The organism is Brevundimonas naejangsanensis (assembly GCF_000635915.2).
In the GTDB taxonomy this organism is placed as follows: domain Bacteria; phylum Pseudomonadota; class Alphaproteobacteria; order Caulobacterales; family Caulobacteraceae; genus Brevundimonas; species Brevundimonas sanguinis.
Genome location: NZ_CP015614.1, coordinates 243,429 through 269,981 on the forward strand (window position 1 = coordinate 243,429; position 26,553 = coordinate 269,981).

Genomic DNA, 26,553 nt, shown 5'->3' on the forward strand with positions numbered 1-26,553 from the left:
GCGTTCGTCGTCAACCCGCCAGGCCGGCCTTGATGCGCGGATGAGACACCGACAGGCCCAGGGACTGCGCGGCGTACAGCTCCAGCAGGACGCGATCCTCCTCGTCGCCCAGTCGTAGCCATCGCGCGGCCACGGGCGGCGGCGGGACGGCGCGCGTCGATACGTCGGGCGTCCCCAGGCCGCGCGCCGAGACCGTCTGCGCCAGCCGCACGGACGGCGCCAGGGTGCGGACCTCGTCCACATGCGGGGGGCTGCCGACCAGGACGGGCTCCTCGCCGTGATAAAATAAATAGAGAGCGTCGCGATCCGGCAGGCGCGCCCGCGTCAGGGGGCGCAGGGGCTGGTCCAGCAGCCGCCGCAGCAGGTCGGGCATGGCCGAAAGTCGCGCTTGATGCATGTCGGCCGCCGAGCCTTAGCCCCGGTTCTCGTAGGTCGCCGTGATCGACGCCTTGGCCAGGGTGTGGAAATGCAGGTTGAAGCCGAAGACAGCGCCCGAGTTGTCCTCGGTCACGTCCAGACGCTCCACGTCGACCGCGAAGACGGTGAAGATGTAGCGGTGCGGGCCGTGGCCGGGGGGCGGGGCGGCGCCGCCGAAGCCCGCCTCGCCATAATCCGTGCGGCCCTGCACGGCGCCCTTGGGCAGATCGGCGCCGCCCACGGCGCCCGCGCCGGCGGCCAGCTCACGGACGTGTGCGGGGATGTTGGCGACCGTCCAGTGCCAGAAACCCGAGCCGGTGGGGGCGTCGGGGTCGTAACAGGTGACGGCGAAGCTCTTGGTCCCTTCCGGCGCGCCCGACCACGACAGTTGCGGGGAGGTGTTTCCGATCGCCTTGACCTGGGCGTCGGGCAGGACGCCTCCGTCGGAAAAATCGGTCGAAGTGACGGTGAAGCTCATGGCGGCCCTCTCCCTTGGCGGCGGATTCGATCTCTAGGCTAACGGAAGACTCGCCACGGGCGTTGCCGCGCGACATTCTGTCCCCAGCTTAAGTCAAGCTGTCTTGATGAGCGGAGGAACGGGATGCTGCAAGCCCTGTTGGACCGAACCTTTCAGACGCGGGCGATCCGGGTGCGGCTTCCGGACGGCCGAGAGCTGACGGCGGGGCCGGGCGAACCGGAGCTCACGGCCGTGTTGGCGGACATGAAGGCGGCGGTCGCCATCGCCGCCAACCCCGACCTGGCCTTGGGCGAGTGCTTCATGGACGGGACGTTCAGCATCGAGGGCGGGAGCATCTATGACTTCCTGCGACTGACCAGTTCGCAACTAGCCTTGCGGCAGCGCTCGCCGAAACTGAGTTGGCTCCAGCGAATTCGTCGCGGGGCGGAGCAGGCCAACGACCGCCTGCACGCGCGCAGCAACGTCCACCACCACTATGATCTGACGGTCGACTTCTATCGCCTGTTTCTGGACGAGGACCTGCAATACTCCTGCGCCTTCTTCGAGACGCCGGACGCCACTCTGGAAGAGGCGCAGGCGGCCAAGAAGCGCCGCCTGATCGACAAGCTGTTGCTGGAGCCGGGCCATGCCGCCCTGGACATCGGCGCCGGATGGGGCGGGCTGGGCCTGTCGATGGTCGAGCGCGGCGCGCGCGTGACGGGCGTCACCTTGTCCACCGAACAGCACCGCACGGCCAATGAGCGGGCGGCGGCCCTGGGCGTCGCCGATCGGGCCGATTTCCGCCTTCAAGACTATCGCGACCTCGACCAGACCTTCGATCGCATCATCTCGGTCGGCATGTTCGAGCACGTCGGGGCGCCGAACTATCAGGAGTATTTCGACACCGTCGCCCGCCTGCTGGACGACGACGGGGTGGCGGTGATCCACGCCATCGGCCGCAACTCGCCGCCCAACCGCACCCAGCCGTGGATTCGCAAATACATCTTCCCCGGCGGCTATATCCCGGCCCTGTCCGAGGTGCTGCCCGCCATCGAGCAGGCGGGCCTGTGGGTCACGGATATGGAGATCCTGCGCCTGCACTACGCCGAGACGCTGCTGCATTGGCGCGAGCGGTTCCTGGCCCGGCGCGGCGAGGCCCTGGCCATGTATGACGAGCGCTTTTGCCGGATGTGGGAGTTCTACCTGGCCTGCAGCGAAGTCGCCTTCCGCGAACTGGGCCACATGGTGTTCCAGCTGCAGCTGTCCAAGAAGCAGACGGCCGTGCCGCTGAGCCGGGATTATCTGTGCGGGTAGGGAGCTTTCCTCCACATGTAATGGGGAGGGGGACCGCGTAGCGGTGGAGGGGCTTTACAACAGCGGAACCAAGCGGCCCCTCCGTCACGTCGGCTGCGCCTCCGCGCCACCTCCCCATTGCATGGGGAGGAAATGAAAAAGGCCGCCCTTTCGGGCGGCCTTGATCGTCTGATCTCTTACCGCCTCAGGCGATTTCGATCCGGTAGCTTTCGATGACCGTGTTGGCCAGCAGGGTGTCGCACATGCGCTTCACCTCGGCCTCCTTGTCGGCGACGGCGTCGTCGAGGTCGAACTCGATCAGCTTGCCGACGCGGGCGTTGGCGACGCCGCTCCAGCCCAGACCCTGCAGGGCGCCTTCGACGGCCTTGCCCTGCACGTCCAGAACGCCGGGCTTGAGGAAGACGTGAACTTTAACCTTGGCCATTAATGCAGCCCTCCCTGAATCACGGTCGGCATGTCCTTCATGATGCCGAGGCGGCGGGCCACCTCGGTGTAGCTTTCGATGACGTCGCCCATGTCGCGGCGGAAGCGGTCCTTGTCCAGCTTCTCGCCCGTGGTGGTATCCCACAGGCGGCACGAGTCGGGGCTGATCTCGTCGGCCAGGATGACGCGGCTGAAGTCGTTCTCCCACACGCGGCCGAACTCGATCTTGAAGTCCACCAGGGTGATGCCGACGGCGCCGAACATGCCGCACAGATAGTCGTTCACCCGCACCGTCATGGCCAGAATGTCGTCCAGCTCCTGGGTCGAGGCCCAGTTGAACGCCGTGATGTGCTCTTCGGTCACCATCGGGTCGTTCAGCTCATCTTTCTTGTAGTAGAACTCGATGATCGAACGGGGCAGGGGCGTGCCCTCTTCCTGACCCAGGCGCTGGGCCAGAGAGCCGGCGACGACGTTGCGGCAGACCACTTCCAGCGGAATGATCTCGACTTCGCGGATCAGCTGCTCGCGCAGGTTCAGGCGCTTGATGAAGTGGTTGGTCACGCCGATCGAGTTCAGGCGCGACATGATGAATTCGCTGATGCGGTTGTTGATGACGCCCTTGCCCTCAAGCGTCGCCTTCTTCTGGGCGTTGAAGGCGGTCGCGTCGTCCTTGAAGTATTGGATCAGCGTGCCGGGCTCAGGTCCCTCGTACAGGATCTTGGCCTTGCCCTCGTAGAGCTTCTTGCGCTTGGTGTTCATCATCGGGTCCCGAACGGGAAGAAAAACAGATGACCGCAAAACGAAAAACGCGCGGCCCGAAGGTCGGGGCGGCGCGGTCCTGAATCGACGGCGGCTATGACAGAGCCACGCGCCCTTTAGCCGAAGGGCGTCTGTGACACAAATATCCTGAAGCGCCCTTACGTCAGCGTCGCCACGGAAGCCCAGTTGCGTTCGGTCGCGGCGGGGGCCATAGAGCCGTTTGCGGACAAGACTTGGTCCGCGGCTGGAGTTACGACGCGCATGACGACCTTCGACGATCGGGAACAGGCCTTCGAGGCCAAATACGCCCTCGATCAGGAACAGGAATTCAAGGCCATCGCGCGTCGCAACAAGATGCTGGGCCTGTGGGCGGCCGAGAAGATGGGCCTGTCGCCGGAAAGCGCCGAGCAATACGCCGCCGCCGTGGTCCGCGCGGACTTCGAGCAGCCGGGCGAGGAAGACGTCTTCCGCAAGGTCGCCGGCGACTTCAAGGGCTCGGGCCTGACCGTCTCCGAGGGCGAGCTGCGCTCCAAGATGGACGAACTGGCCTCGATCGCCCGCGAACAGATCCGCGCCGGCGAATAAGCCGCTGGATCAGCCCGGGGGGCTTGGCGGCTGAGTTCCTGACGGGGATTTCAAGACGGCGGCCTCATCCTCGGAGGCTGACCAAAACATAAGGCCGCTGCCGGCGATCGGCAGCGGCCTTTTGCTTTTGAGCGATGCGCTCGCCGGTTATTTCGGCATCAGCACCGTGTCGATGACATGCACCACGCCGTTGGACTGAGCCATGTCGGCCTGGGTGACCATGGCCTTGCCGCCCTTGGCGTCGGTCAGCTCCCACTTGCCGCCGCCCATGTCCTTGGCCGTCAGCTTCTCGCCCTGAACGGTGGTCAGGGTGGCCGTCCCGCCGTTGGCTTGAGCCTGGGCGGCGAGGTCCGCGGCGGTCAGGCGGCCGGGCACGACGTGGTAGGTCAGAATCTTGGTCAGGGCGGCCTTCTGCGCCGGCTGCATCAGACCCTCGCGCGTCGCGGCGGGAATCTTCTCGAAGGCGGCGTTGTCGGGGGCGAAGACAGTGAAGGGGCCGGGACCCTGCAGGCGCTCGGCCAGACCGGCGGCCTGGATCGCGCTGACCAGGGTGGTCAGGTTCGGCGCCTTGGAGGCGTTGGCGACCAGATTGTCTGACGGGTTCATCGCTGCGCCGCCGGCCATCGGCTCGGTTGCGGCGGAGGTCATGGGCGGCGGCGCCACCTCGACGGGGGCTGGCTCCTGCTTGGCTTCGTTCTGGCCGCAGGCGGCCAGCGCCAGCAGGGCGAAGCTCGAAACGGCCGCGAGCGCGGCGGTGCGATGGGTCATCATGGCTTCTCTCCTTCGATGAACGGGCGGCGCCCGTGTCGGGAAGGATTACGACTCAGAACCCCAAAAGGATGCGGTGGCGATCAAATTTTCCGGCGCGACACGTGAACGGCCCGCGCCGATCATGTGCGCCCAGCGGCCAGATAAGGGCTCAAAGTGGACCACTGCGCCAGTTTTTTCTCGAAGGGCCGCGCGTGGGCGGGGCTGGATGACGGCAGGTCGAGCAGGGCGGCTGTGGTCGCGCCCTCCAGGATGCGCCGCCCCGCGCGCGCCGCCGTTCCGCCATTGAAGGCGACCGCGTGCAAGGCCGGAAGACGCGCCGTCAAGTCGATCAGATCGGCGGCTTCGGGATTGCGGATGGCGGCGTCCAGACTGCCGCGACGCTCGGCCGAGGCGATCACGTCCCATAGGCCGACGCCATGCGCCAGGAGCGCCTCCAGCCGCGCCGGGTAGGGCAGGGCGGCCAGCGGCGCGCCGAGCAAGGCCTCCATCAGCCGCCAGAAGGCGTTGCGCGGGTGAGCGTAGTATTGACCCGCGCTCAGCGAGGCGTCGCCCGGCAGGCTGCCGAGGATCAGGACGCATGTGCGCTCGTCAACGACGGGCGCAAAGCCGACCCGGCGGGCCGTGCTCACCGGTCGCGCCGGAACCCGGTCAGCTGACGGCCGAAGGCGGCGAATTCCTCGCCCATCAGGAAGCCGGTCACCGGGTGCATCGGATGGTTGGCGCGCGGTTCGCCGCTGTTGTAGGCGGACACCATGCCGAAGTTGAAATAGATGAAGCCGTACTGCTTGCCGCTGCGCTGGATCAGGGCGGCGACCTGTTCCCTGAGGTCCCCCGCCGCGCCTTGCAGGGCCTCCATCAGGATTTTGACCGGCCGCCCGTCCTCGCCCGAGAAGCTCAGGGACCAGGGCAGGGAGGTCTCCATGATCTCGCTGATCAGTTCCGCCGTCGGTTTCTCGAACACGTCGGGAATCTGCACCAGCCCGTCGCGCGCATAGACGTCCGCATATTTCTGAGCGTCGAGGGCGGGGTTCAGGCGAAGGGGCGGCTGGGACATCGTGCGGGCGCTCCGGGGCGTGGGATCACGCCGATATTCCCTCATAGGGCAGGCGGAGCGCCGGGGCCAAGGGCCGTGATGCGGCCCTTGGCTTTCCATACAAAGGCTCAGGCCTCGCCGAACACCCGAGCGAAGATCACGTCCACGTTCTTGGTGTGGTAGCCGAGGTCGAACAGGGCCTCGAGCTCGTCGTGGGGCAGGGTGACGCGCGGGTCGGCCTTCAGGAAGTCGATGAAGACGCCTTCGCCGCGCCAGACCTTCATGGCGTTCTCCTGAACCGCCGCATAGGCGTCTTCGCGCGACACGCCCGCCTGCGTCAGGGCCAGCATGACCCGTTGCGAGAAGACCAGGCCGCCCAGGCGGTCGAGGTTCTTCTGCATGTTCTCAGGGTAGACGTTCAGGCGCTCGATCACGCCCGCCAGACGGTGCAGGGCGAAGTCCAGGTGGATGGTGGCGTCCGGGCCGATGCCGCGCTCGACCGAGGAGTGGCTGATGTCCCGCTCGTGCCACAGGGCGACGTTCTCCATCGCCGGGGTCACGGCCGAGCGGACCAGACGGGCCAGGCCGGTCAGGTTCTCGGTCAGGATCGGGTTGCGCTTGTGCGGCATGGCCGACGAGCCCTTCTGGCCCTTGTCGAAGAACTCCTCGGCTTCGAGGACTTCGGTGCGCTGCAGGTGGCGGATTTCCACGGCCAGGCGCTCGACCGAGGAGGCGACGACGCCCAGGGCGGCGAAATAGGCGGCGTGGCGATCGCGCGGGATGACCTGGGTCGAGACCGGCTCGACGCTGAGGCCCATCTGGTCGGCGACGTATTGCTCAACCGCCGGATCGACGTTGGCGAAGGTGCCGACGGCGCCCGAGATGGCGCAGGTGGCGATCTCTTCACGGGCGGTGATCAGGCGGCGCTTGGCGCGCTGGAACTCGGCGTGATAGCCGGCCAGCTTCAGGCCGAAGGTCACCGGCTCGGCGTGGATGCCGTGCGAACGACCTACGGTCGGAGTGTATTTGTGCTCCTTGGCGCGCTTTTCCAGCGCGGCGAGAACTCGGTCGATGCCGCCCAGCAGCAGGTCGGTCGAGCGCGCCAGCTGCACCGCGAAGCAGGTGTCCAGCACGTCCGAGGAGGTCATGCCCTGGTGCAGGAAGCGGGCCTCGTCGCCGACGATCTCGGCCACGTGCGTCAGGAAGGCGATGACGTCGTGCTTGGTGACGCTTTCGATCTCATCGATGCGGTCGGCGTCGAAGGTCGCGTCCTTGCCCTTGGCCCAGATGGCCTGCGCGGCCTCGGTCGGAATGACGCCCAACTCGGCCATCTTCGTGGCGGCGTGGGCCTCGATCTCGAACCAGATCTTGTACTTGGTCTCTTGCGACCAGATGGCGACGGCGTCGGGGCGGGAATAGCGCGTGATCATGGACGCGTCGTGTCGTTCGCGAGGGGCCGGGAGTCAAGGTTGGCCGGGCGGAAGTGGCGGCTTTTGAGCATCACTTCCGCGCGGATCGGCATTCCTCGGCGCGGAAATCTTGACTGGCGGGGGCCCTGTCCCAGATACAGCGCGCTCAGAGGACGACCTCTCCCATTATGGGCATGACGCCGGGACGACCCGGCACGCCATGCAAGGGAGACTGTCATGGCCTGGATTTTCCTTCTGCTCGCCGGTCTGTTCGAGATCGTCTGGGCCTTCCTGATGAAGATGTCGGAAGGCTTCACCAAGCCGTGGGCGACCGTTGGCACCATCGGCTTCATGATCGTCAGCTTCGGCCTGTTGTCGCTGGCGATGAAGTCCCTGCCGCTGGGCACCGCCTATGTGATCTGGACCGGCATCGGCGCTGTGGGCGCCTTCGTCGTCGGCATCGCCGTGCTGGGCGAGCCGATCACGCCCCTGCGCGTCTTCGGCGCCGTGCTGATCGTCAGCGGCCTGGTGGTGCTGAAGCTCGCCTCCAGCCAGTGACGGCCCGCGGCCGCGCCCCAGGCTGGCCTAGCGCGAGCCGCCGCCCAGCACGGCCTCGGCCACCTGCAGCGGCGCCGGGGCGGGCGGGACGTAGTCGAGGCGGATCGGTACGGCGCGCGCGCCCGAGGCCAGGGCCTCCAGCGTCTTGACCGGCCCGCCCATCATCCGCTGATAGATCCAATAGGCCGCGACGACCTTCTCGACGTATTCGCGGGCCTGAGGCACGTCGATGCTCTCGATCAGCAGCAGGGGATCGGCGTCGGCGCCCAGTTTGCGGATCGCCGCCAGCATCGGTCCCGGCCCGGCGTTGTAGGAGGCCACCGCCTTCAGCAGGTCGCCCTGGAAGGACTCGATCTGGAACAGGCGGTTCACATAGTCCTGGCCCAGCTTCATGTTCACCGCCGGGTCCAGCAGGCGCTGGGGCGTGCGGACATAGCCCTGGTCTCCGGTCATGTGGGCGGCGGTGGTCGGCATGACCTGCATCAGCCCATAGGCGCCGGCGCCCGAGCGGGCGTTGGCGTCAAAGCCCGTCTCCTTGCGCGCGATGGCGTAGACGAGGGCCTTCTCGATGGTGAAGCCGCCGATCGGCTGCAGTTCGGGCATCGGGTAGTGGAGGGCGTCGATGCGGCTGGCCTCGGACTGGGCGGCGCGGCCTGAGGAAACCAGGCGATAGATCCCGGCCCACATCGGGCGCGCCGCGGTGTCGCCGCTGGCGGCGCGCAGGCCGTTGCGGGCGGCCAGTTCGGCGTCGCTGCGTCGCCCGACTTCGTACAGGGCCACGGTGCGGCGAGCGTCCTCGTCCGACTGGATGAAGGCGTTGAGCGCGCGCGTGTCGACGCCGATCGGCTCGGGCGCCAAGGCGGCGCGCTGCAGCGTCGCCTCATAGGAGCGCGGCCCCAAGTTCTCGATCACCGGCTCTTCGCCCAGCTGATGCAGGGCGATCTGGCCGTAGAAGGTGGCCGGCCAGCGCGCGGCCTGGCGCAGGTATTCGACCACGCGCTCCTGACGGCCCGACTGGGCCGCCGCCCGCGCCGCCCAGAAGGCGCCGCCCGAGCGCACCCACGGATCCTCGGTCGGGTCCTGGGCTACGTGTTCAAAGGCGCGGAAGGCCTCGGCGTGCCGGTCCATCCGCCAGGCGGCCAGCCCGGCCGTCCACCAGTCGCCGATCTGCTGGCCCATGTCATAGGCGCCGGCCAGATCATCGTTGTTCAGGGCCACGCGCGCGGCCTTGGCCGGATCATTCACCCCGCCGTCGCCGGGGCTGGTCAGGCTGGCCCAGGTGCGGGACAGCAGGCCGCCTGGACGCTTGGGCTCGGGCGCGCCGTCGGGCAGGCGCCGCATGGCCAGGGTATAGACCCGGTCGGCCATCGGCAGGTCGGAATAGGTCTCCAGCCAGGCCGACAGCTCCTCATAGGCGGCGACGTGGCTGGGGTGGAACAGGCGTTCGAACTCGACCTGGCCCAGAAGGACGCGGTCCTTGGCCTGACGCGCCGAGTTGCGGGCCAGCTCCAGATCGCCGCGCCGCAGGGCGTCGAAGGCGGTGGTGTAGCTAAGGCGGTCCTCGCTGCTCAGCGCCGTAGGCGAGGCCTCGGCGACAGCGGCCGTCGCCACATAGGGGCGGGAGGAGTCAGCATCCTCGGCCTGGGCGACGCCCCCAGCTAGGGCGCACAGGGCGAAGGCGAACAGAGACGCGCGACGCGTCCGGCGGAAAGAATACATGACGCGGCGGCCCCCTTCGTCGGCGTCGGCCCCGTCTCGATTCGGGATTCTACGACGCTCTGCGGACTGGTCTCCAAGACGGCAGGATGCCTGAATCAGGCGCCCGGCTCAACCACTTCGCTTCGCAGACGGACGGACAAATCGAGAATGTCCTTCCAAACCAGACCCTTAGCCTGGGGTTGGCGCAACAGGAAGGCGGGATGGAGGGTGGCGATGGCGGGCGCGGCGGTTCCGCCCTCGGACAGCCGCCATTCGCGCCGCTGGCCGCGGATCCGCATGATGCCGTCGTCGGTCTTCAGCACAGCCTTGGCCGCCGACGCCCCGACCAGCAGCACCGCCTTGGGCTTGAGCAGGGTCGCGGCGCGCTCGACGAAGGGCGCGCAGGCGGCCTGTTCCTGGGGCGTCGGCGCGCGGTTTCCCGGCGTCTTCCAGAAGACGGTGTTGGTGATGAAGGTCTCGTCCAACAGCCCCGCCGCCGTCAGGATGCGGTCCAGAAGCTGTCCGGCCTGCCCGACGAAGGGCTGGCCGCGCACGTCTTCCTCGGCGCCGGGGCCTTCGCCGATGATCATCAGCGAGCCTTGCGGATTGCCGCGCGCAAATACGGCCTGACGGGCGCCCATGGCGCGCAGGGGGCAGCCCTCGAAGGCCGCGATGGCTTCAGCCAGTTCGTCCAGCGTCGCCGCGCCCGCCGCCAGACGGCGGGCCTCCGCTGCGGCTTCGTCGAGGGACGGCGCCGCGCCGGGCGCACGCAGGGGCGTGATCGTGGCCGGTCCCTTGGCCGCGACCGGGGCGACAAAGATCGTCCGGTCGACCGGCTCGTCCTCGAAGCAGGCGTCAACGCCCGCGTCGCGCCAGAAGGCGAACAGGGCCTCTGCGGCGGCCATGTCGAGGGAGGAGGCGTTCATAGGACCCTAGGCAATAGGCCTTGACCGCCCCCGCGTCACCTCCCGATAAGGCGAATAACCACGACGACAATGAGGATTGAGGGGACATGGCCGAGGAAATGATCGAAGGCGGCGCCAAGAACGCATGGCAGGAAGCCGTCATCGACAACCTGCCCCCGCTGGAGGCCCTGGTCGGCGCCGAGCGCGAGGTCATGGAGTATGACGTCGTCATCGTCGGCGGCGGCCCCGCCGGCCTGTCCGCCGCCATCCGCCTGAAGCAGCGGGCCGAGAAGGACGGCAAGGAGATCTCCGTCGCCGTGCTGGAGAAGTCGGCCGAGATCGGCGGCCATGTCCTGTCGGGCGCGGTGATCGATCCCAAGGCGCTGAACGAACTCTTCCCCGACTGGAAGGAACGCGGCGCCCCGCTCGAGACGCCGGTGACCAAGGACAAGTTCCTCGTCCTGGGGCCGCAGGGGCAGGCGTCGCTGCCGATGTTCGCCCTGCCGCCCTTCATGCACAACGACGGCTGCTACATCGCCTCGCTGGGCAATGTCGCGCGCTGGCTGGCCGAACAAGCCGAGGCGCTGGGCGTTGAGGTCTACCCCGGCATGGCCGCCAGCCATGTGGTCTGGGACGAAGAGACCGGCCGGGTGAAGGGCGTCGTCGCGGGCGTCTTCGGCATCGACCGCGAGGGCAAGCCGACCGGCGACTTCCAGCCCGGTCTCGAACTGCACGGCAAATACGTCTTCATCGCCGAGGGCGTGCGCGGCTCGCTGGCCAAGACCATCATGGCCCGCCACAACCTGTGCGACGCCGCGGATCCCCAGAAGTTCGGCATCGGCCTGAAGGAACTGTGGCAGATCCCGGCCGAGAAGCACCAGCCCGGTCTGGTCCAGCACACGACCGGCTGGCCGCTGGACGACAAGACGGGCGGCGGCTCGTTCCTGTACCACTTCGGCGACCGCTACGTGTCCGTCGGCTTCGTCGTGCACTTGAACTACAAGAACCCCTTCCTGTCGCCGTTCGACGAGTTCCAGCAGTTCAAGCACCACCCCTCGATCGCCGAACATCTGGAGGGCGGCACGCGCATCTCCTACGGCGCCCGCGCCATCACCGAGGGCGGCTTCCAGTCGGTGCCCAAGCTGGCCTTCCCCGGCGGCGCCCTGATCGGCTGTTCGGCGGGCTTCGTGAACGTGCCGCGCATCAAGGGCAGCCACAACGCCATGAAGACCGGCATGCTGGCCGCCGACGCCGCCTATGACGCCGTGATCGCCGGCCGTTCGGGCGATGTGCTCGAGGCCTATGAAGCGGCCTACAAGTCGTCGTGGGTTTACAAAGAGCTGAAGGTCGTCCGCAACGCCAAGCCCCTGCTGTCCAAGCTGGGCACGATGATGGGCGGGGCGGTCGGCATGTTCGACCTGTGGGTCAACCACCTGACCGGCGGCTTCTCCTTCTTCGGCACGATGAAGCACGGCAAGACCGACGCCGCTTCGACCGAGCCGGCGGCGATGCACAAGCCGATCGCCTATCCCAAGCCGGACGGAAAGCTGTCGTTCGACAAGCTGTCGAGCGTCTTCATCTCCAACACCAACCACGCCGAGGACCAGCCTGCCCACCTGAAGCTGCTGGACCCGTCGGTGCCGATCAACGTCAACCTGCCCAAATACGGCGAGCCCGCGCGGCTGTATTGCCCGGCGGGCGTGTACGAAGTCGTCTATGCCGACGAGGCGAACCGCGCCGATCCGCGCTTCGTCATCAACGCCCAGAACTGCGTCCACTGCAAAACCTGCGACATCAAGGACCCGTCGCAGAACATCGTCTGGACCACGCCGGAGGGCGGCGGCGGCCCGAACTATCCGAACATGTAAGCTGACATCCCTCTCCCGGCGGGAGAGGGCTTGAGCGCACGAGAGCGCAGCGATCGTTCTTGCGCGAAAGGGTGAGGGGCTAAGGTTTCAGTCGGCGTTAGCCGTTACGCCATGGCCTTCGGCCGACTTGGCCCGCGAACCCTCACCCTTTCGCCTGTTCCAATCGCCTTCGGCTCTTGGAGGCTCAAGCCCTCTCCCAACAGGAGAGGGATTTGCGCTTTCAGACTCTTGCGGGCGCAGGGGAAAGCGTGAAGGGTCCGGCCATGCGTTTCGTCTCTTCTCGCCCTGTCCTGTTCCTGGCGGCTTCCGCCCTTGCGCTGTCGCTGGCCGCGCCCGCCCTGGCGCAGGAGGCGGCGCCCGAACCCGCGCCCGACGCCGCGTCGCAGGACGCCCCCTCCCAGGATGTAGAGACGCACTCCGAGCCCAACGGCGACCCGGTTCCGCACATCATCATCGCCGATGAACCGGAAACGCCCGAAGAACCCAAGGTCACGCCCATTCCCGCCGAATGGTCGCCGATCCCGCTGGACGCCCATCGAAACAGCGCCTTCGGCCTTTACCTGGCGGGCCGCAACGCCCTGACCAGCGGCGAGAGCGCGACCGGCGCCGATTACCTGGCCCGCGTCTACGCCCTGACGCCCGAGCAGCCGCGTGTGCGCGAGCAGGCCTTCACCGCCGCCCTTCTGGCGGGCGACCTGAACGAGGCGGGGCGCATCGCCCCGACCGATCCCGAGGTCTCCCCGGTTATCGTTCAGGCCGGGCGGCTGGTGCAGGCGGTGCAGGCCTATGCCGGGGGCGACGCGCGCCGCGCCAACGCCCTGTTGATCGCCGCCCCTGTGGGCGAGCCGCACGACCGCGCCGGTTTCTATGTCCAGGCCTGGATCGCCGCCGCAGCCGGGGACTGGGATCGCGCCCTGGCCATGCCGCCGGCCGATTTCGACCCGGTCAGCAATCTGGTCGCGCGGGGCAATCGCGCCCGCCTGCTGGAGCAGCGCCGTCGTTATGATGAGGCCGACGCCGAATGGCGGGACCTGACCAGCCACGCCCTTGCCGGCGCCCTGTTCCGTCTGCCCTATGGCGAGTTCCTGGAGCGGCGCGGCCGTCGGGACGAGGCTCTGGTTCAGTATGACGCCGCCGTCACCGCCCGCACCGCCGACCGTCGGGTCATGGAGGGCCGCGAACGCGTCTTGTCCAAGGCCCGTCCTCCGGCCTTGGTGAACTACCGTGAGGGCGCGGCCCAGGCGCTGCGCACCGCCGCGGACCAGATGGTCGCCCAGCGCGCCTATGAGTTCGGCGCCGTCTATCTGCGTCTGGCACAGAACCTGGCGCCCAGCGACAACACCCAGCTGCTGATCGGCCAGACCCTGATCCAGGGCGGCATCGAGCCGGCGGGCCGCGCCGCCCTGGCCGAGGTCAGCGAGGCGTCGCCGGCGACCTACGCCGCCGCCCGGGTGCAGATGGCCATCAGCCTGGCCAAGGTCGATCGCAACGACGAGGCCCTGGTTGAACTGCGGCGCGCGGCCTCCGTGCGGCCGGACGAGGCGGCGGTGGCCTATATGCTGGCCAGTCAGTTGCTGCAGATGGAACGGCACGAAGAGGCGCTGGAGCTGTTGAACGGCCCGCTGCTGAACACGGCGGATCAGGGCTTCGAGGTCCATTTCCTGCGCGGCGCCGCCTATGAATCGCTGGACCGGGACACCGAGGCGGAGGCCGAGCTGTGGGCCGCCCTGCAGATGCAGCCCGACAATCCGACCCTGCTGAACTACCTCGGCTATCTGTGGGTCGATACGGGCTCGCGGGTCGAGGAGGGCGCCGCCATGATCGCCCGCGCCCACGCCGCTGATCCCAAGGACGGCAATATCCAGGACTCGCTCGGCTGGGCCCAGTTCCGTCAGGGGCAGTATGAGGCGGCGGTGGTCAATCTGGAGGGCGCTGTCGACAAGGAGCCGGCCAACGCCGAGATCAACGACCACCTGGGCGACGCCTATTGGGCGGTGGGCCGCCAACGCGAGGCGGGCTTCCAGTGGAACCGTGTGCTGACGCTGGAGGTCGACGACAAGCGCCGCGCCGAGGTCGAGGCCAAGCTGCGAGACCGCCTGGGCCAGGACCCGACCGGGGACAAGGGGATCGGCTCTGCGGGCGGCGCGGCCGACTGACGCCATGTCGACCCCTGACGCCCCGACCCATGACGCCCTGAGCGGACTGGCGCCCGCCAAGATCAACCTGTTGCTGCACGTCGGACCGGTTCAGGCCGACGGCTATCATCCGCTGGTCAGTCTGGCCGCCTTCGCCGATGTCGGCGACCGAGTGACCGTGCGCCGCGCCGAGGCCCTGTCGCTTGCGGTCGAAGGGCCGTTCGCGGCCGGGTTGGACGGGCAGGGCGACAACCTGATCATCAAGGCGTTGTTCGCCCTAGGGGAGGCGGCGGGAATCGGCGCGCCGCCCGTGGCGGTCACGCTGGACAAGCGCCTGCCCATCGCCGCCGGACTGGGCGGCGGATCTGCGGATGCCGGGGCGGCGCTGCGGTTGACGGCGCGCCTGCTGGGCCTCGATCTGCCGGAAGACGAACTGGAACGCCTCGCCCTTTCCGCCGGGGCGGACGGCCCCATGTGCCTGCGCGCCCGCCCGGCCTGGGCCTGCAGAATTGGAGAGGCGCTGGAGGACGAACCGCGCCTGCCGACCCTGCACGGCGTGTTGCTGAACCCCGGCCTGCCGTCGCCGACGGGCGCCGTCTATCGCGCCTATGACGCCGCGCCCGCCGCCGGGGCGGATCGCCCTGCGCCGCCTGCCGACTGGTCGGTCGCCTCGGTCATCGACTGGCTGTCGGCTCAGAGGAACGATCTTGAGGCGCCCGCCCTGTCGGTCACGCCGGGGATCGAACAGGCGCTGGCCGCCATGCGCGCTGCGCCGGGCTGTCGCCTGACGCGGATGTCCGGCTCGGGCGCCACGGTCTTCGGCCTGTTCGATGATCGTGCGGCGGCGATCGAGGCGGCCTTGGCGCTTGATCGGCCGGGCTGGTGGTCGCGTCCGGTAGTGCTGGGCGCGCCGGATATCGAGCCGCGTTCGGCAATTTAACCGGATTTACAGCCCCTGCGGTCAAGCTGGCGGCCATGACCCAGCTGACGCCCGAACAGACCGCCGCCTTCCAACGCGCCCTGTCGCGCCTGTCGCCCGCCGACCGCGCTCGCGTCGCAGAGATCAAGGACGCTGCGGCCCGCGCCGCCGCCGAGGTCGCGCCTCACTGGGACTTCGAACTGGCCGCACGCGCCGTGGACGGCCTGCTGGGGGAGGGCGCGAACGACGACCAGAGACGCGGCCTGGTCGCCGCCTGGGCGCTGGAACTGCCGGGCCGCATCGCCGCCGAGCGCCTGCCGCAGGCGGTTCTGGCGGGCTATCCGACCTATGTGGACCGTCTGGCGGCCTATCTCGACAGCGGGGCGGACCCGTATGATCCCGACTTCTGGGCCAAGGACGTGCGGGTGGCCCTGGCCCTCAGCGTGCCGGGCAGCAAGACGCAGATGCTGGACCTGTCCTCGCCGGTCGGACCCGGCTTGGTGGTGCGGCACATGCTCGGCGGGCGCGGTCCTGGTCCGTTGATCGCTTGGCTGCAGGCGGGAGGCTGGCGGCCCTGGCTGGAGACCCACACCGAGGCGCGCGACCTGTCGGACTTCAACGAGGCGGGTTGGGAGCGCAACTGGGCCGCCGCCGCCGCCCTGTTGCAGACGCGGCCGGAACTGGCAGGCGTCATCGGCTCCAGCTGGTTCTTCGATCCGCCGCTGGAGACCATCAGCCCGCGCCTGACCTATCTGCGGACAACGCCCGTGAACAACGGCGCCTTCATGATCCATCAGGGCGGCGGCGAGATCCATGACGAGCGGGCTTCGGCCTCATCCCCGACGCGCCGGGCGATGATCGAAAAAGGCGAATACCGCGCCTGCTCCTGGCTGCTGTGCTGGCCGCGCAGGCCCCTGATCCGCTGGGCGACGCAGCAAGGCCTCATCTGAGGGCAGGGCGGCTGAAAACCTTCAACCTATAGGTGCGACATCTTGGCGCGCCGTGTCCGGATTTCTCGGCTGGGCCTTGGGGCGGAATCTCAAGCTCCCTTCCCGGCGGCGCTCGGAAAAGCGGGGTTTGGAGAAAAATTCCAATTTCGAGCCGTCGAAGCGTTGCCGTATCGTAAAATCATAGTTGTGAAGAAGAATCTCCGTTCCGTGATTGACAGTAGTCGGAACTTTCCGGCTCAAATGCAGGTAGAGGGAGCGCCGGGGAATCGACGGTCAGGGGACTATCGGGACGGACGCGCCTTTTTGTGCAGTCATCATTGCGGGGAACCATGATTAACGCGTTCAAGGCCGGCCTTCTTGTTGCAGTCGCCGGATCGGCCCTTGTCTGGGCCAGCGACGCCTCCGCCCAGGCGCCGGTCGCGCCGCCGGCGGGCGGCTTCTATATGGCGGACGGCTCGCGCACCGCTGATTATCAGGCGGCGCTGGCCTCCTGGCGCGAAGACGCGCAGTTCTCGATCGACTACTCCAAGGCTTATCTGGGTCTGGAGCACGCCTATGCCCTGGGCCTGACGGGCAAGGGCCTGACCGTCGGCGTAAATGACGCGGGCGTCTACATGGACCACCCGCTGTTCGGCGGGGCGGGCAAGATCAAGGGCCTGAACACCGTCGTCTCCGACGACTACGGCAACAACGGCCGCATCAATCCGCGGCGCGGCTGGGAAGGTCACGGCACCCACGTGGCGGGCACCATCGGCGGCGGCCGCATGGAAGGCGAGCTGATGTTCGGCAACGCCTTCGGCGCCAACATCTATTCGGCCACTACCAACTTCGCCGCCGGCGACTTCCTGTGGTTCCGCGACGTCTACATCAACGGCGACATCGTCAGCACGCCCCAGGCCAATATCATCGACCTGGCCGCCACCGGCGAGGTGCGGATCATCAACAACAGCTGGGGTTCGTCGAACAGCCTGCCCTTCAACGCGTCCGAGGCGCTGGTGCGTCAGACGTTCGGTCCGCGCAGCAACTACGGCGACTTCTACAAGCCGGTTCTCGACAATGACGTCCTGGTCGTCTTCTCGACGGGCAACGGCGGAGGCGCGCATGCCGGCATCGACGCCGCCGCGCCCATGTTCGATCCGCGCCTGCGTTCCAACTGGCTGTCCGTCGCCAACTATACCGGCGCCCTGACGCCCAGCCCCTCGACCAGCTTCTGCGGCCAGACCGCGACCTGGTGCGTGGCCGGTCCGGGCCATCAGATCATCTCGGCGGTGCCGGGCTTTGACTTCGACTTCAACGCCATTGTCGCCATGTATCGGCCGGCGGATTACATTTCGCTCTACACGCCCACGACGGTGGCGGCGTTGCAGAACGCGGCTGTAAACCGCTTCCTGGGCACGCTGAACGCCTATCTGAACGCCAAGTTCGCCGCCGAGGCTGCGGGCCTGCCGTTCGATGAGGCCGCCGCGCGTCGTCGGGTGGCCGAGGACGCGGTCGCCATCACCCTGATTTCGGGCGGCCGCATGGGCGACCCGGACGGCTTCACCTCGCAACTCGCCAGCCTGCTGACCTCGGCCGGCAACATGGCGATCCTGACTCCCGCTTTCTCGTCCGACGTGCTGACCCAGGCCAACGCCCTGCTGATGCAGCGGCTGGAGAGCCTGATCACCTACACCGGGCCGGGCTATGCGGCCTACACGGGCACCTCGATGGCTGCGCCCAACATCTCGGGTTTTGCGGCCCTGCTGATGGAGCACTTCCCTGAGTATGACACGGCGCTGATCAGCGACATCCTGGTGTCCAGTTCGCTGGACCTGGACGCGCCGGGCGTGGACCTGAGGTCCGGCTGGGGGGCGCCGCAGATGGAGGTCGCGCTCAAGGGGCCGACGGCTCTGCGCGACGTTCGGGACGTCGATGTCCGCGTCGGCACGGTGGACGTGTGGAGCAACGACATCGGCGATGCGCGCGACCGCTATTCGGCCGAGGTTCTGGCCTCCTTCCCCGACGACATCGGCGGCATCGTCAAGAAGGGCGGCGGCGAGCTGATCCTGACGGGCAATAACGACTACACCGGCGCCACGCGGGTCGAAGGCGGCCTGCTGACCGTCAACGGCAGCCTGATCAACTCGACCTCGACCGTGGCCGAGCTGGGGATGCTGGGCGGCCTGGGCCGTCTGGCCGATGTGGTGGTCGAGAAGGGCGGCGTCCTGTCGCCCGGCGATACCGCCAATCCGTTCGGCACGCTGACCATCGCCAACGACCTGCTGTTCAAGGACGGCTCCTATCTGTGGATCCGCTCCAGCGTGAACGGCGCCCAGCATTCGCGCGTGGCCGTGGAAGGCGCGACCACGCTGGAAGGCGGCGAAGTCATCCTCAAGGCCGACCAGGGCGAATGGAACCTGCGCACCCGCATGAACATCCTGCAGTCGGCGGGCGGCGTGACCGGCGCCTTCGCCGGCGCCAAGAGCGATCTGGCCTTCCTGAAGCCGATCCTGACCTATGACGCCAACACCGTGAAGCTGACCCTGGTCCGCAATGATGTGACGATCGCCTCGGTGGGGACGACGCCGAACACGAAGGCTGTCGGTGGGGCCCTGGACGTTATGACGGCGTCGATCATCCCGGACGCGCCCGCGGGCCGCAACACGGCCCTGGAAGACGCCATCCTGGACGGCAGCTTCGACAATGTGCGCGGCGCGCTGAACAGTCTGACGGGCGAGGTCCACGCGACCCTGGCCGGCGTGGCGACCGGCGACTCGCGCTTCATCCGCGACGCCATGCTGACGCGCGGCCGCAACGGGACGACCGAGGCGGTCGACGGTCGCGGCGTCGCCGTCTGGGCGTCGGGCGTCTTCGGCAGCGGGCGTCAGGACAACGGCGAACTGGCCGGCTTCCGCAGCGAAACCTCGGGCTATCTGGCCGGGGTCGAGAAGACGCTGAACGGCCGCTCGCACATCGGCGTCGCCGTCGGTGAAAGCCAGTCGGAAATCCGCGCCAACCGCCTGAGCTCGACCGGCGAGGTCAAGACCCAGCACATCGGCGTCTACGGCGCCGCCAGCCTGGGCGCCTTCGACTTCCGTCTGGGCGGCGCCTGGATGGATTCGCGCACCCGCACCGACCGGACGGCCTCGCTGAACCGCTTCAACGAGCAACTGACCGGCCGCTACGACGGCGAGGCCTGGCAGGCCTATGGCGAGGTGTCCTGGCGCAAGCCGGTCATGGGCTCGACCGTGCTGGAGCCGTACCTGAACTACACCCGTGTCGAATATGATGCGGACGTGGTCGAGCGCGGCGGCGACGCGGCCCTGTCGGGCGACGTCTCCCAGACCTCGGACCTGCTGACGGCGGGTCTGCGCACCGAGACCTATCTGGCGGGCGGCAACGGCCGTCCGGCGCTGTCGGCGGTGGGGCACCTGGCCTGGACCGAAGACCTGAGCGGCGACGGCCCCGTGTTCAACGCGGCCTTCTCGGACGGTCCGGTGTTCCGCGTCGAGGGCGCCGACCTGAACTCGGGCGCGCTGCAGGCGGGCCTGGGCTTCAACATCGAGGCCAACAAGTCGACCAATATCGAGGTCGGCTACTCGGGCGTCTTCAACGACGACTACAAGGACCACCGCCTGACCGGCCGCGTCAGCTTCCGGTTCTGATCAGTGCGGACGCCGGGACTTCGGTCCCGGCGATCCTGACGGACAGACGCCGTCGCCCTCAACGGGCGGCGGCGTTTTTCGTCGCCGACTAACAATCGCTCATCCCGGCGAAGGCCGGGATCCAGATGCCGTGACGAGGCGCCAGGAGGTCAAGGCGCGAACGGGCTGCGCGACAATGTCCGTTGCGCCATACAATCTGGATCCCGGCCTTCGCCGGGATGAGCGGAATTTAGAGGCCGCCGCCCAACCGCTCCCACGCCTCGCCGACCGGCAGGATCTCCAGCCCCGCCGCATTGGCCAGGCGGATCAGGCGGTCCAGGTCTGCGGGCGTGCAGCCGTAGGGGGTGGGGTCGCTCTCTACGTCATGGCCATAGGCGATCAGCCAGCCGGGCGCTTCAGCCGCGCGGGCGACCAGCGCCTCCAGGTCGTAGTGGGGCAGGCGGCGCGACTCCAGGCCGATGGCCTGAAGGTTGGCCCGGTCGGCGCGCCCGGCGTTGACCCCGTCGCGCACGCCGCGACCCAGCAGGAAGCGCTCGTCGATCACCGCCTTGGCGCCCAAGGCCACGTCGCCGAAGGGCCAGGCGAAGGTGGTCATGACGTGGCCGTCCAGCCGATCGCTGACCCACTCGGCGTTGCGCGCCAGCTGGTTCGTCAGTTCGGCGGGGCTAAGGCGCAGGGCGCTGACGTGGCCGAAGGTGTGGCAGCCGATCTCGTGCCCGGCCTCATGCGCGGCCTGCAGATGCTCGACCTCGAACTGGGCCTTGCCTATGTTCTCGCCGCCGCACAGGCCGCCCGCGACGTAATAGGTCGCCCTGATCCCGTGTTCAGCCAGGATCGGCCCGGCTTCGGTCCAGGCGCTGGCCGGGAAGTCGTCGAAGCTGAGGCTGAGAATCCCGCGCGCCGGCGCGACTGTCACCGGCCTGACGCCCATATAGCGCGCCGCCCGGCGGCGCATCTGATCGATCCGTTGCTGCATCATGGGCGCCTTCTAGCGCATCCGCGCTTGCAGAAGGGTGAAGGATTGCACCGCCTCGCCTTGCTGGCGAAGCGTGGCGGCCCTATGGTCCGCGCCTCCCGAAATCGGACCGAAATGTCGACCGTGGCCGCTGCTGAACCTCTATCGTTTCAGGACCTGATCCTGACCCTGCACCACTATTGGAGCGAGCAGGGCTGCGCCATCCTGCAGCCGTATGACATCGAGGTCGGCGCCGGCACCCTGCACCCGGCCACCGTGCTGCGGGCGCTGGGCAAGAAGCCGTGGAAGGCCGCCTATGTCCAGCCGTCGCGCCGTCCCGGCGACGGCCGCTATGGCGAGAACCCCAACCGGCTGCAGCATTATTACCAGTATCAGGTCATCCTGAAGCCGAACCCCGACAACCTGCAGGAGCTGTATCTGAACTCCCTGCGCGCCATCGGCATCGACCCCAGCCTGCACGACATCCGCTTCGTCGAGGACGACTGGGAGAACCCCACCGTCGGCGCCTGGGGCCTGGGCTGGGAGGTCTGGTGCGACGGCATGGAGGTGACGCAGTTCACCTATTTCCAGGGCGTCGGCGGCATCGAGGTCGACGTCGTCTCGGGCGAGCTGACCTACGGGCTGGAGCGTCTGGCCATGTATGTTCAGGGCGTCGACAACGTCTATGATCTGAAGTTCAACAAGGAAGGCCTGACCTATGGCGAAGTCTTCCTCGAGAACGAGCGCCAGCAGTCGGAAGCCAACTTCCACGGCTATGACGTCGCCGCGCTGAAACGCCGTTTCGAGGACATGGAGCGCGAGGCGGCCCACTTCCTGACCATGAAGGGGCCGCAGGGGCAGCCGCTGGTGCTGGCCGCCTATGACCAGGTGCTGAAGGCCTCGCACCTGTTCAACCTGATGGACGCCCGCGGCGCCATCGCCGTCGCCGAACGCCAGAGCTACATCGGCCGCATCCGCGACCTGTGCAAAGCCTGCGCCCTCGCTCAAGTCGAACACGAACGGGCGACCGCCTGATGTCCCAGCTTCTCCTCGAAATCTTCTCCGAAGAAATCCCCGCCCGCATGCAGCCCGGCGCCGCGCGCGATCTGGAGCGCATGGCCTCCGACCGTCTGAGGGCCGCAGGCCTGACCTGGGATGCGCTGACCACCTATGCCGGGCCGCGCCGACTGACGCTGGTGATCGACGGCCTGCCCGCCGCCACGCCCGACCGCAATGAAGAGCTGAAGGGGCCCAAGACCTCGGCCCCGGCGCAGGCGCTGGAAGGCTTCCTGCGCAAGACCGGCCTGACGCAGGACCAACTGGTCGAGCGCGACGGCGTCTGGTTCGCGCAAATCAGCAGCAAGGGCCGCGCGACCACCGAGGTCGTGGCCGAGAGCGTTGACGACATCATCCGCCACTTCCCCTGGCCCAAGTCGATGCGCTGGGGCACGGGCACCCTGCGCTGGGTGCGGCCGATCAAGCGCATCCTCGCCCTGTTCGACGGTGCGGTGATCCCGTTCGAGGTCGACGGCATCCAATCGGGCGACGTGACCGAGGGCCACCGCTTCATGGGCGCGGGCCAGCCCTTCGCGGTCAAGGATTTCGCCGAATACCGCGCCAAGCTGGAGCGCAACTTCGTCCTGTTGGACGCCGCCGACCGCAAGCTGCGCATCCTCGAGGGCGCCCGGGCCGTCTGCGCGGCCCAGGGGCTGGCTCTGGTCGATGACGACGGCCTGCTGGACGAGGTGTCGGGTCTGGCCGAATGGCCGACGCCGATCCTGGGCGACATGGACCCGCAGTTCCTGGCCCTGCCGCCGGAAGTGGTCCAGCTGTCGATGAAGGTGCACCAGAAGTATTTCGCCGTGCGCGAACCGGGCAAGGACGGTCTCGCCCCCCACTTCGTCGTCGTCGCCAACGTCGAGGCGACCGACGGCGGGCAGGCTCTGGCGGCGGGCAACGCCAAGGTGCTGTCGGCGCGTCTGAGCGACGCCGAGTTCTTCTGGACCGAGGACCAGAAGGTCGGCTTCGACGCCTGGAACGCCAAGCTGAAGGACGTCACCTTCCACGCCAAGCTCGGCACCCTGGCCGAGCGGGTGGACCGCATCGCCGCCCTGGCGCGCGAGATCGCCCCGCTGGTCGGCGCCGACCCGGCGCAGGCCGAACAGGCCGCGCGCCTGTCCAAGGCCGACCTGGCCTCGGGCATGGTGGGCGAGTTCCCGGAACTGCAGGGCATCATGGGCGGCTACTACGCCCGTCTGGCCGGTCAGCCCGAGGCCGTGGCCGACGCCGTCCGCGACCACTACAAGCCGCAGGGACCGGGCGACACCGTCCCGACCGCCCCGGTCACGGTCGCCGTCGCCATGGCCGAAAAGCTCGACACCTTGGTCGGCTTCTTCGCCATCGACGAAAAGCCCACGGGCTCGAAAGATCCCTATGCGCTGCGCCGCGCGGCGCTGGGCGTGATCCGGCTGGTGCTGGCTGCTGAGGCCCGAGTTCATTTGAGCGAGGTCGCGTCCCGGCATGCGGAGCTGTTGGCCCAGGGTTTGTACCATCAAGCTTTCGCGTCGATTGAGTTGCAGAGTTTCTTCGCAGACCGACTAAAGGTGATGCTGAAGGAAGGTGGCGCTCGTTACGACCTTGTCGATGCGATTGTCGAAACGAAGAAGCTCAGTGAAGGGCAGGCTGACGACGATCTGGTGCGGATCGTGCGTCGTGTGGAGGCGCTGGCCGCCTTCCTGGCGACGGACGACGGAGCGAACCTGCTGGCGGGCTACAAGCGCGCCGCCCAACTGCTCAAGGCGGAGGAGAAGAAGGGGCCGCTGCCGCAGGGCGCCGTCGCCACCGGCCTGCCGAACCAGCCGGCGGAAGAGACCGCCCTGGCCTTCGCCGCCGCCGCCGCCGCTTCGGCCGTGGACGCCGCGCTGGAGGCCGAGGACTTCGCCGCCGCCATGACGGCGCTTGCGCGCCTGCGCGCTCCGGTCGACGCCTTCTTCACCGCCGTCATGGTCAACTCCGACGTGGCCGAAGAGCGCGAAAACCGCCTGAAGCTGCTGGGCCAGGTGCGCGGGGTCATGAACCGCGTCGCCGACTTCGGCCAGATCGCGGGCTAATCCATCATCCCTTCTCCCCTTGTGGGAGAAGGTGGACGGCGAAGCCGGACGGATGAGGGGTGCGAGGACACGGGCGGGCGGCTTCTGATCTAACCTCGCGCCGACACCCCTCATCCGGCCCTGACGGGCCACCTTCTCCCACAAGGGGAGAAGGATTTGAGGGTGCTAACGTCTTCGGCTGCTTGAGCACCCTTGCCCGCAAGGGGAGAAGGCTCAGGCTACCGCATAGCGCGCGGTGATGCCGTCCGGCTGGAAGTCGTGCTGCTCCAGCCGGTCCAGCGAGGCCAGAACGCGGGCCAGGAAGTCTTCGGGATCGCCGTCCTCGATCGCCGGGCGCAGCCAGTCGGTGACGATGGCGCGCGCCGGATAGGTCCCGACCGGGCCGGGGACGCTCAACGCGACCTCTATCCCCTCGGCGATCCAGCCCGCCACAGTGACGAAGAAGTCCATCCCCGTCAGAAAATCCGAGCGGCGCAGGACATAAAGGGTGATGACCCCATTCTCGACCCCGTCGGGGCGCACGATCACGCCGCTGCGGTCGGGCCGCCAGTCGTCCGACAGCTCGACCGCCCGCCACAGGCAGAACCAGACGCGGCACGTCTGCGGCCGGATGGCGTGCACCGAACATCCGGCCCCGTCGACGCAATAGCCGCACAACTCTCCCGTCGGCTTGGCCAACTCAGGCAGATCCAGCGGTATCACGCGGCAGCACTCCACACAGCCGCCGCAGGTCCGCTCGGGAAGAAGAGGAAGGCTCATGCCCGCCCCTTAACCCAAAACCCGGCGAAAAGCGCCGGATGTCGATCACCTCGGGCGAGACCGGCGGATCGTTGTCATGGGTAGGGGGGTGGTGGCGGACAGAGAGTCTGCATTTCGTCAGTTCACGGCGTTTCAGTTCGTTTTATTTTTGTTATTTTTCAAGAAGATAGTTATTTTGACGTTTCAGCGTTATGCAAAATGTTTCACCCAAGCGCAAACCTGATGGTGGGTGCAGTGATGGGTGTGAATGGAGCCGGGTTTGCCGACCATGTGAATTTCTTTGGGGAGACATGAGAGCCAATTCTCAAGCTTATGGTGGGTGTAACTCAGGCTTCATGAGGGGCTTGTTGGCGGGTGAGATGGGGCGTGGCGGACGAAAGGAATTCGAACCCGACAAGTTGTCGGCACTCCGCAGTAGGGTGCATGGTCTCGCATTGATCGTAGCGCTATTCGCCGCATTCGGTGCGGTGATTAGCGCTGGCATTCACCGCAAGGTCATCGGGGGCAGGTGTGACAACCGGTCCGGCCTCGCCATGGATTCTCGTTCGGCAGCTTTTGTGCGAGTCTGGTCGGTCTGATTTGCGAATGCGGCGGAGGGGGCGGTGCCCAAGCTACCGGAGCCAATGGGACCTTTGGCGGTGTCGAGGCTGAGTAGGCCCGGCCTACACACGGTCGGCGGCGTTCCGGGTTTGGCGCTTCAGGTGTTGTCGAGCGGCGGGCGAACCTGGATTCTCCGAGTGGTCATCGGTAATCGTCGCCGTGAGATGGGGTTGGGCGGCTATCCAGGCGTGACACTGGCCATGGCGCGAGAGGCGGCCCGTGAAGCGAGAGACCTTGTTCGCCGGGGGATCGATCCGATCGAAGCCGCGAAGGAGGCGAGGGAAGCGCTCAAGGTGACGCCGACCGTCACCTACACATTCCAGGCTGCGGCAGAAGCCTACATCGCCGCCCACGAGGCGAGTTGGAAGAATGCGAAGCACCGGGACCAGTGGACCGCTACGCTGAAAAACTACGCCTATCCTGTCATGGGTAAGCTCGACGTCGCGGCCATCGAACTCCCGCACGTCATGCGGGTTCTCGAGCCGATCTGGCTCAAGAAGACTGAAACCGCCAAGCGTCTGCGGGGGCGGATCGAGATGGTGCTCGACTGGGCGGGCGCTCGGGGCTTTCGAGAGGGACCGAACCCTGCCCGCTGGCGCGGACACCTCGACAAGCTTCTGGCCAAACCGTCGAAGGTGCACAAGATCGTTCACCATCGCGCTCTGCCGATCGACGAGATCAGCGCCTTCATGATCAGGCTTCGCGACGCCGAAGGTGTCGGGGCACGCGCTCTCGAGTTCGCCATTCTAACAGCGGCGCGTTCCGGCGAGGTGCGAGGGGCGACCTGGAAGGAGATCGATCTCGACGCTCGACTTTGGACCATCAGCGCGGAGCGCATGAAGGCCGCACGCGAACATCGCGCCCCGCTATCCGAGGCTGCGGTCGCCGTATTGAAAGCCATGCCTCGGGGGCGGCCTGACAGCTATGTGTTCCGGGCCGCTCATGGCGGCCGGCTGTCGGACATGACCATTTCGGCGGTGCTCCGCCGACTGGATGTCGATGCCGTTCCCCACGGCTTCCGTTCGACGTTCCGGGACTGGGTCGCCGAGCGCACGGCCTATCCGAACGAGGTCGCTGAAATGGCCTTGGCGCACGCTGTGGGGAGCAAGGTTGAGGCTGCCTACCGGCGCGGCGACCTGTTTGAGAAGCGTTTGGCCATGATGAATGACTGGGCCGAGTTCTGCTCCATGAACGGGGAGGCTCTTTGATGCCAGTCAGCCATGTAAATCGGGCGGAACTGTCGGAAGTGCTCTCCCGTCGCGACAGCCGCTAATTGCGCACGCG

23 protein-coding genes are annotated in these 26,553 nt (G+C 67.6%); 11 read left to right on the forward strand and 12 right to left on the reverse strand.

What is annotated here, in order from left to right; translation table 11 throughout:
• Positions 1–10 precede the first annotated feature (10 nt).
• Positions 11–397, reverse strand: coding sequence for a hypothetical protein (locus DA69_RS01210; RefSeq protein ID WP_025977842.1), 387 nt, complete (start codon positions 395–397; stop codon positions 11–13).
• 15 nt (positions 398–412) lie between these two features.
• Positions 413–895 (reverse strand): YbhB/YbcL family Raf kinase inhibitor-like protein, encoded by a 483-nt coding sequence (locus DA69_RS01215; protein WP_025977841.1) that lies wholly within the window; start codon positions 893–895, stop codon positions 413–415.
• Between the two features lie 123 nt (positions 896–1,018).
• Between DA69_RS01215 and DA69_RS01220 the strand changes: the two genes are divergently transcribed.
• Complete coding sequence (locus DA69_RS01220) at positions 1,019–2,188, forward strand: SAM-dependent methyltransferase (protein WP_025977840.1); 1,170 nt, start codon at positions 1,019–1,021, stop codon at positions 2,186–2,188.
• A 184-nt stretch (positions 2,189–2,372) separates the two neighbouring features.
• Here DA69_RS01220 and purS read toward each other — a convergent pair whose 3' ends face one another.
• A complete protein-coding gene (gene purS, locus DA69_RS01225) occupies positions 2,373–2,612 on the reverse strand; it encodes a phosphoribosylformylglycinamidine synthase subunit PurS (RefSeq protein ID WP_025977839.1) in 240 nt (79 codons plus the stop codon).
• Complete coding sequence (gene purC / locus DA69_RS01230) at positions 2,612–3,370, reverse strand: phosphoribosylaminoimidazolesuccinocarboxamide synthase (protein ID WP_025977838.1); 759 nt, start codon at positions 3,368–3,370, stop codon at positions 2,612–2,614. Before purC ends, purS begins: the two co-directional genes overlap by 1 nt.
• A gap of 261 nt (positions 3,371–3,631) precedes the next feature.
• Between purC and DA69_RS01235 the strand changes: the two genes are divergently transcribed.
• The gene (locus tag DA69_RS01235; protein WP_025977837.1) at positions 3,632–3,955 is read left to right on the forward strand and encodes a DUF1476 domain-containing protein; all 324 of its coding nucleotides are present in this window, start codon (positions 3,632–3,634) and stop codon (positions 3,953–3,955) included.
• A gap of 147 nt (positions 3,956–4,102) precedes the next feature.
• Here the strand turns inward: DA69_RS01235 and DA69_RS01240 are convergent, their stop codons facing one another.
• The 4 genes from DA69_RS01240 to purB all read right to left on the reverse strand — a co-directional run bounded on the left by DA69_RS01240 (position 4,103) and on the right by purB (position 7,189).
• The gene (locus DA69_RS01240) at positions 4,103–4,726 is read right to left on the reverse strand and encodes a fasciclin domain-containing protein (RefSeq protein WP_029972610.1); all 624 of its coding nucleotides are present in this window, start codon (positions 4,724–4,726) and stop codon (positions 4,103–4,105) included.
• A gap of 119 nt (positions 4,727–4,845) precedes the next feature.
• The gene (locus DA69_RS01245; protein ID WP_025977835.1) at positions 4,846–5,355 is read right to left on the reverse strand and encodes a DNA-deoxyinosine glycosylase; all 510 of its coding nucleotides are present in this window, start codon (positions 5,353–5,355) and stop codon (positions 4,846–4,848) included.
• A complete protein-coding gene (locus DA69_RS01250; RefSeq protein ID WP_025977834.1) occupies positions 5,352–5,780 on the reverse strand; it encodes a hypothetical protein in 429 nt (142 codons plus the stop codon). The genes DA69_RS01245 and DA69_RS01250 overlap by 4 nt, the downstream gene beginning before the upstream one ends.
• A 107-nt stretch (positions 5,781–5,887) precedes the next feature.
• Positions 5,888–7,189: an adenylosuccinate lyase gene (gene purB / locus DA69_RS01255; RefSeq protein ID WP_025977833.1), complete on the reverse strand. Its 1,302-nt coding sequence runs from the start codon at positions 7,187–7,189 to the stop codon at positions 5,888–5,890.
• 216 nt (positions 7,190–7,405) lie between these two features.
• On the opposite strand from purB, the gene DA69_RS01260 reads away from it, so the two are divergent.
• Positions 7,406–7,726, forward strand: coding sequence for a DMT family transporter (locus DA69_RS01260; protein WP_025977832.1), 321 nt, complete (start codon positions 7,406–7,408; stop codon positions 7,724–7,726).
• A 27-nt stretch (positions 7,727–7,753) separates the two neighbouring features.
• Here the strand turns inward: DA69_RS01260 and DA69_RS01265 are convergent, their stop codons facing one another.
• Entirely contained in the window at positions 7,754–9,445 is a 1,692-nt protein-coding gene (locus DA69_RS01265; RefSeq protein ID WP_025977831.1) for a lytic transglycosylase domain-containing protein, read from the reverse strand.
• A gap of 95 nt (positions 9,446–9,540) precedes the next feature.
• Complete coding sequence (locus DA69_RS01270; protein ID WP_025977830.1) at positions 9,541–10,350, reverse strand: uracil-DNA glycosylase; 810 nt, start codon at positions 10,348–10,350, stop codon at positions 9,541–9,543.
• Between the two features lie 191 nt (positions 10,351–10,541).
• Between DA69_RS01270 and DA69_RS01275 the strand changes: the two genes are divergently transcribed.
• The 5 genes from DA69_RS01275 (at position 10,542) to DA69_RS01295 (ending at position 19,845) form a co-directional block, all read left to right on the forward strand.
• The gene (locus tag DA69_RS01275; protein ID WP_235599236.1) at positions 10,542–12,197 is read left to right on the forward strand and encodes an electron transfer flavoprotein-ubiquinone oxidoreductase; all 1,656 of its coding nucleotides are present in this window, start codon (positions 10,542–10,544) and stop codon (positions 12,195–12,197) included.
• Between the two features lie 263 nt (positions 12,198–12,460).
• Positions 12,461–14,353, forward strand: coding sequence for a tetratricopeptide repeat protein (locus DA69_RS01280; RefSeq protein WP_025977828.1), 1,893 nt, complete (start codon positions 12,461–12,463; stop codon positions 14,351–14,353).
• A gap of 4 nt (positions 14,354–14,357) precedes the next feature.
• The gene (locus DA69_RS01285) at positions 14,358–15,272 is read left to right on the forward strand and encodes a 4-(cytidine 5'-diphospho)-2-C-methyl-D-erythritol kinase (protein WP_029972607.1); all 915 of its coding nucleotides are present in this window, start codon (positions 14,358–14,360) and stop codon (positions 15,270–15,272) included.
• A 35-nt stretch (positions 15,273–15,307) separates the two neighbouring features.
• A complete protein-coding gene (locus DA69_RS01290; RefSeq protein WP_025977826.1) occupies positions 15,308–16,201 on the forward strand; it encodes a hypothetical protein in 894 nt (297 codons plus the stop codon).
• 329 nt (positions 16,202–16,530) lie between these two features.
• Positions 16,531–19,845, forward strand: a complete 3,315-nt coding sequence (locus DA69_RS01295; protein WP_025977825.1) for an autotransporter domain-containing protein — start codon at positions 16,531–16,533, stop codon at positions 19,843–19,845.
• 229 nt (positions 19,846–20,074) lie between these two features.
• Here the strand turns inward: DA69_RS01295 and DA69_RS01300 are convergent, their stop codons facing one another.
• The gene (locus DA69_RS01300; protein ID WP_029972606.1) at positions 20,075–20,824 is read right to left on the reverse strand and encodes a polysaccharide deacetylase family protein; all 750 of its coding nucleotides are present in this window, start codon (positions 20,822–20,824) and stop codon (positions 20,075–20,077) included.
• Positions 20,825–20,935: 111 nt separating this feature from the next.
• Here DA69_RS01300 and DA69_RS01305 point away from each other — a divergent pair, with 111 nt between their 5' ends.
• Both DA69_RS01305 and glyS read left to right on the forward strand, forming a co-directional pair.
• Positions 20,936–21,835: a glycine--tRNA ligase subunit alpha gene (locus tag DA69_RS01305; protein WP_003165881.1), complete on the forward strand. Its 900-nt coding sequence runs from the start codon at positions 20,936–20,938 to the stop codon at positions 21,833–21,835.
• Complete coding sequence (gene glyS / locus DA69_RS01310) at positions 21,835–23,910, forward strand: glycine--tRNA ligase subunit beta (protein ID WP_025977823.1); 2,076 nt, start codon at positions 21,835–21,837, stop codon at positions 23,908–23,910. The genes DA69_RS01305 and glyS overlap by 1 nt, the downstream gene beginning before the upstream one ends.
• Positions 23,911–24,123: 213 nt before the next feature.
• Here the strand turns inward: glyS and DA69_RS01315 are convergent, their stop codons facing one another.
• A complete protein-coding gene (locus DA69_RS01315) occupies positions 24,124–24,669 on the reverse strand; it encodes a hypothetical protein (RefSeq protein WP_025977822.1) in 546 nt (181 codons plus the stop codon).
• Between the two features lie 623 nt (positions 24,670–25,292).
• Here DA69_RS01315 and DA69_RS01320 point away from each other — a divergent pair.
• Positions 25,293–26,477, forward strand: a complete 1,185-nt coding sequence (locus DA69_RS01320; protein WP_082891402.1) for a site-specific integrase — start codon at positions 25,293–25,295, stop codon at positions 26,475–26,477.
• Positions 26,478–26,553: the final 76 nt, after the last annotated feature.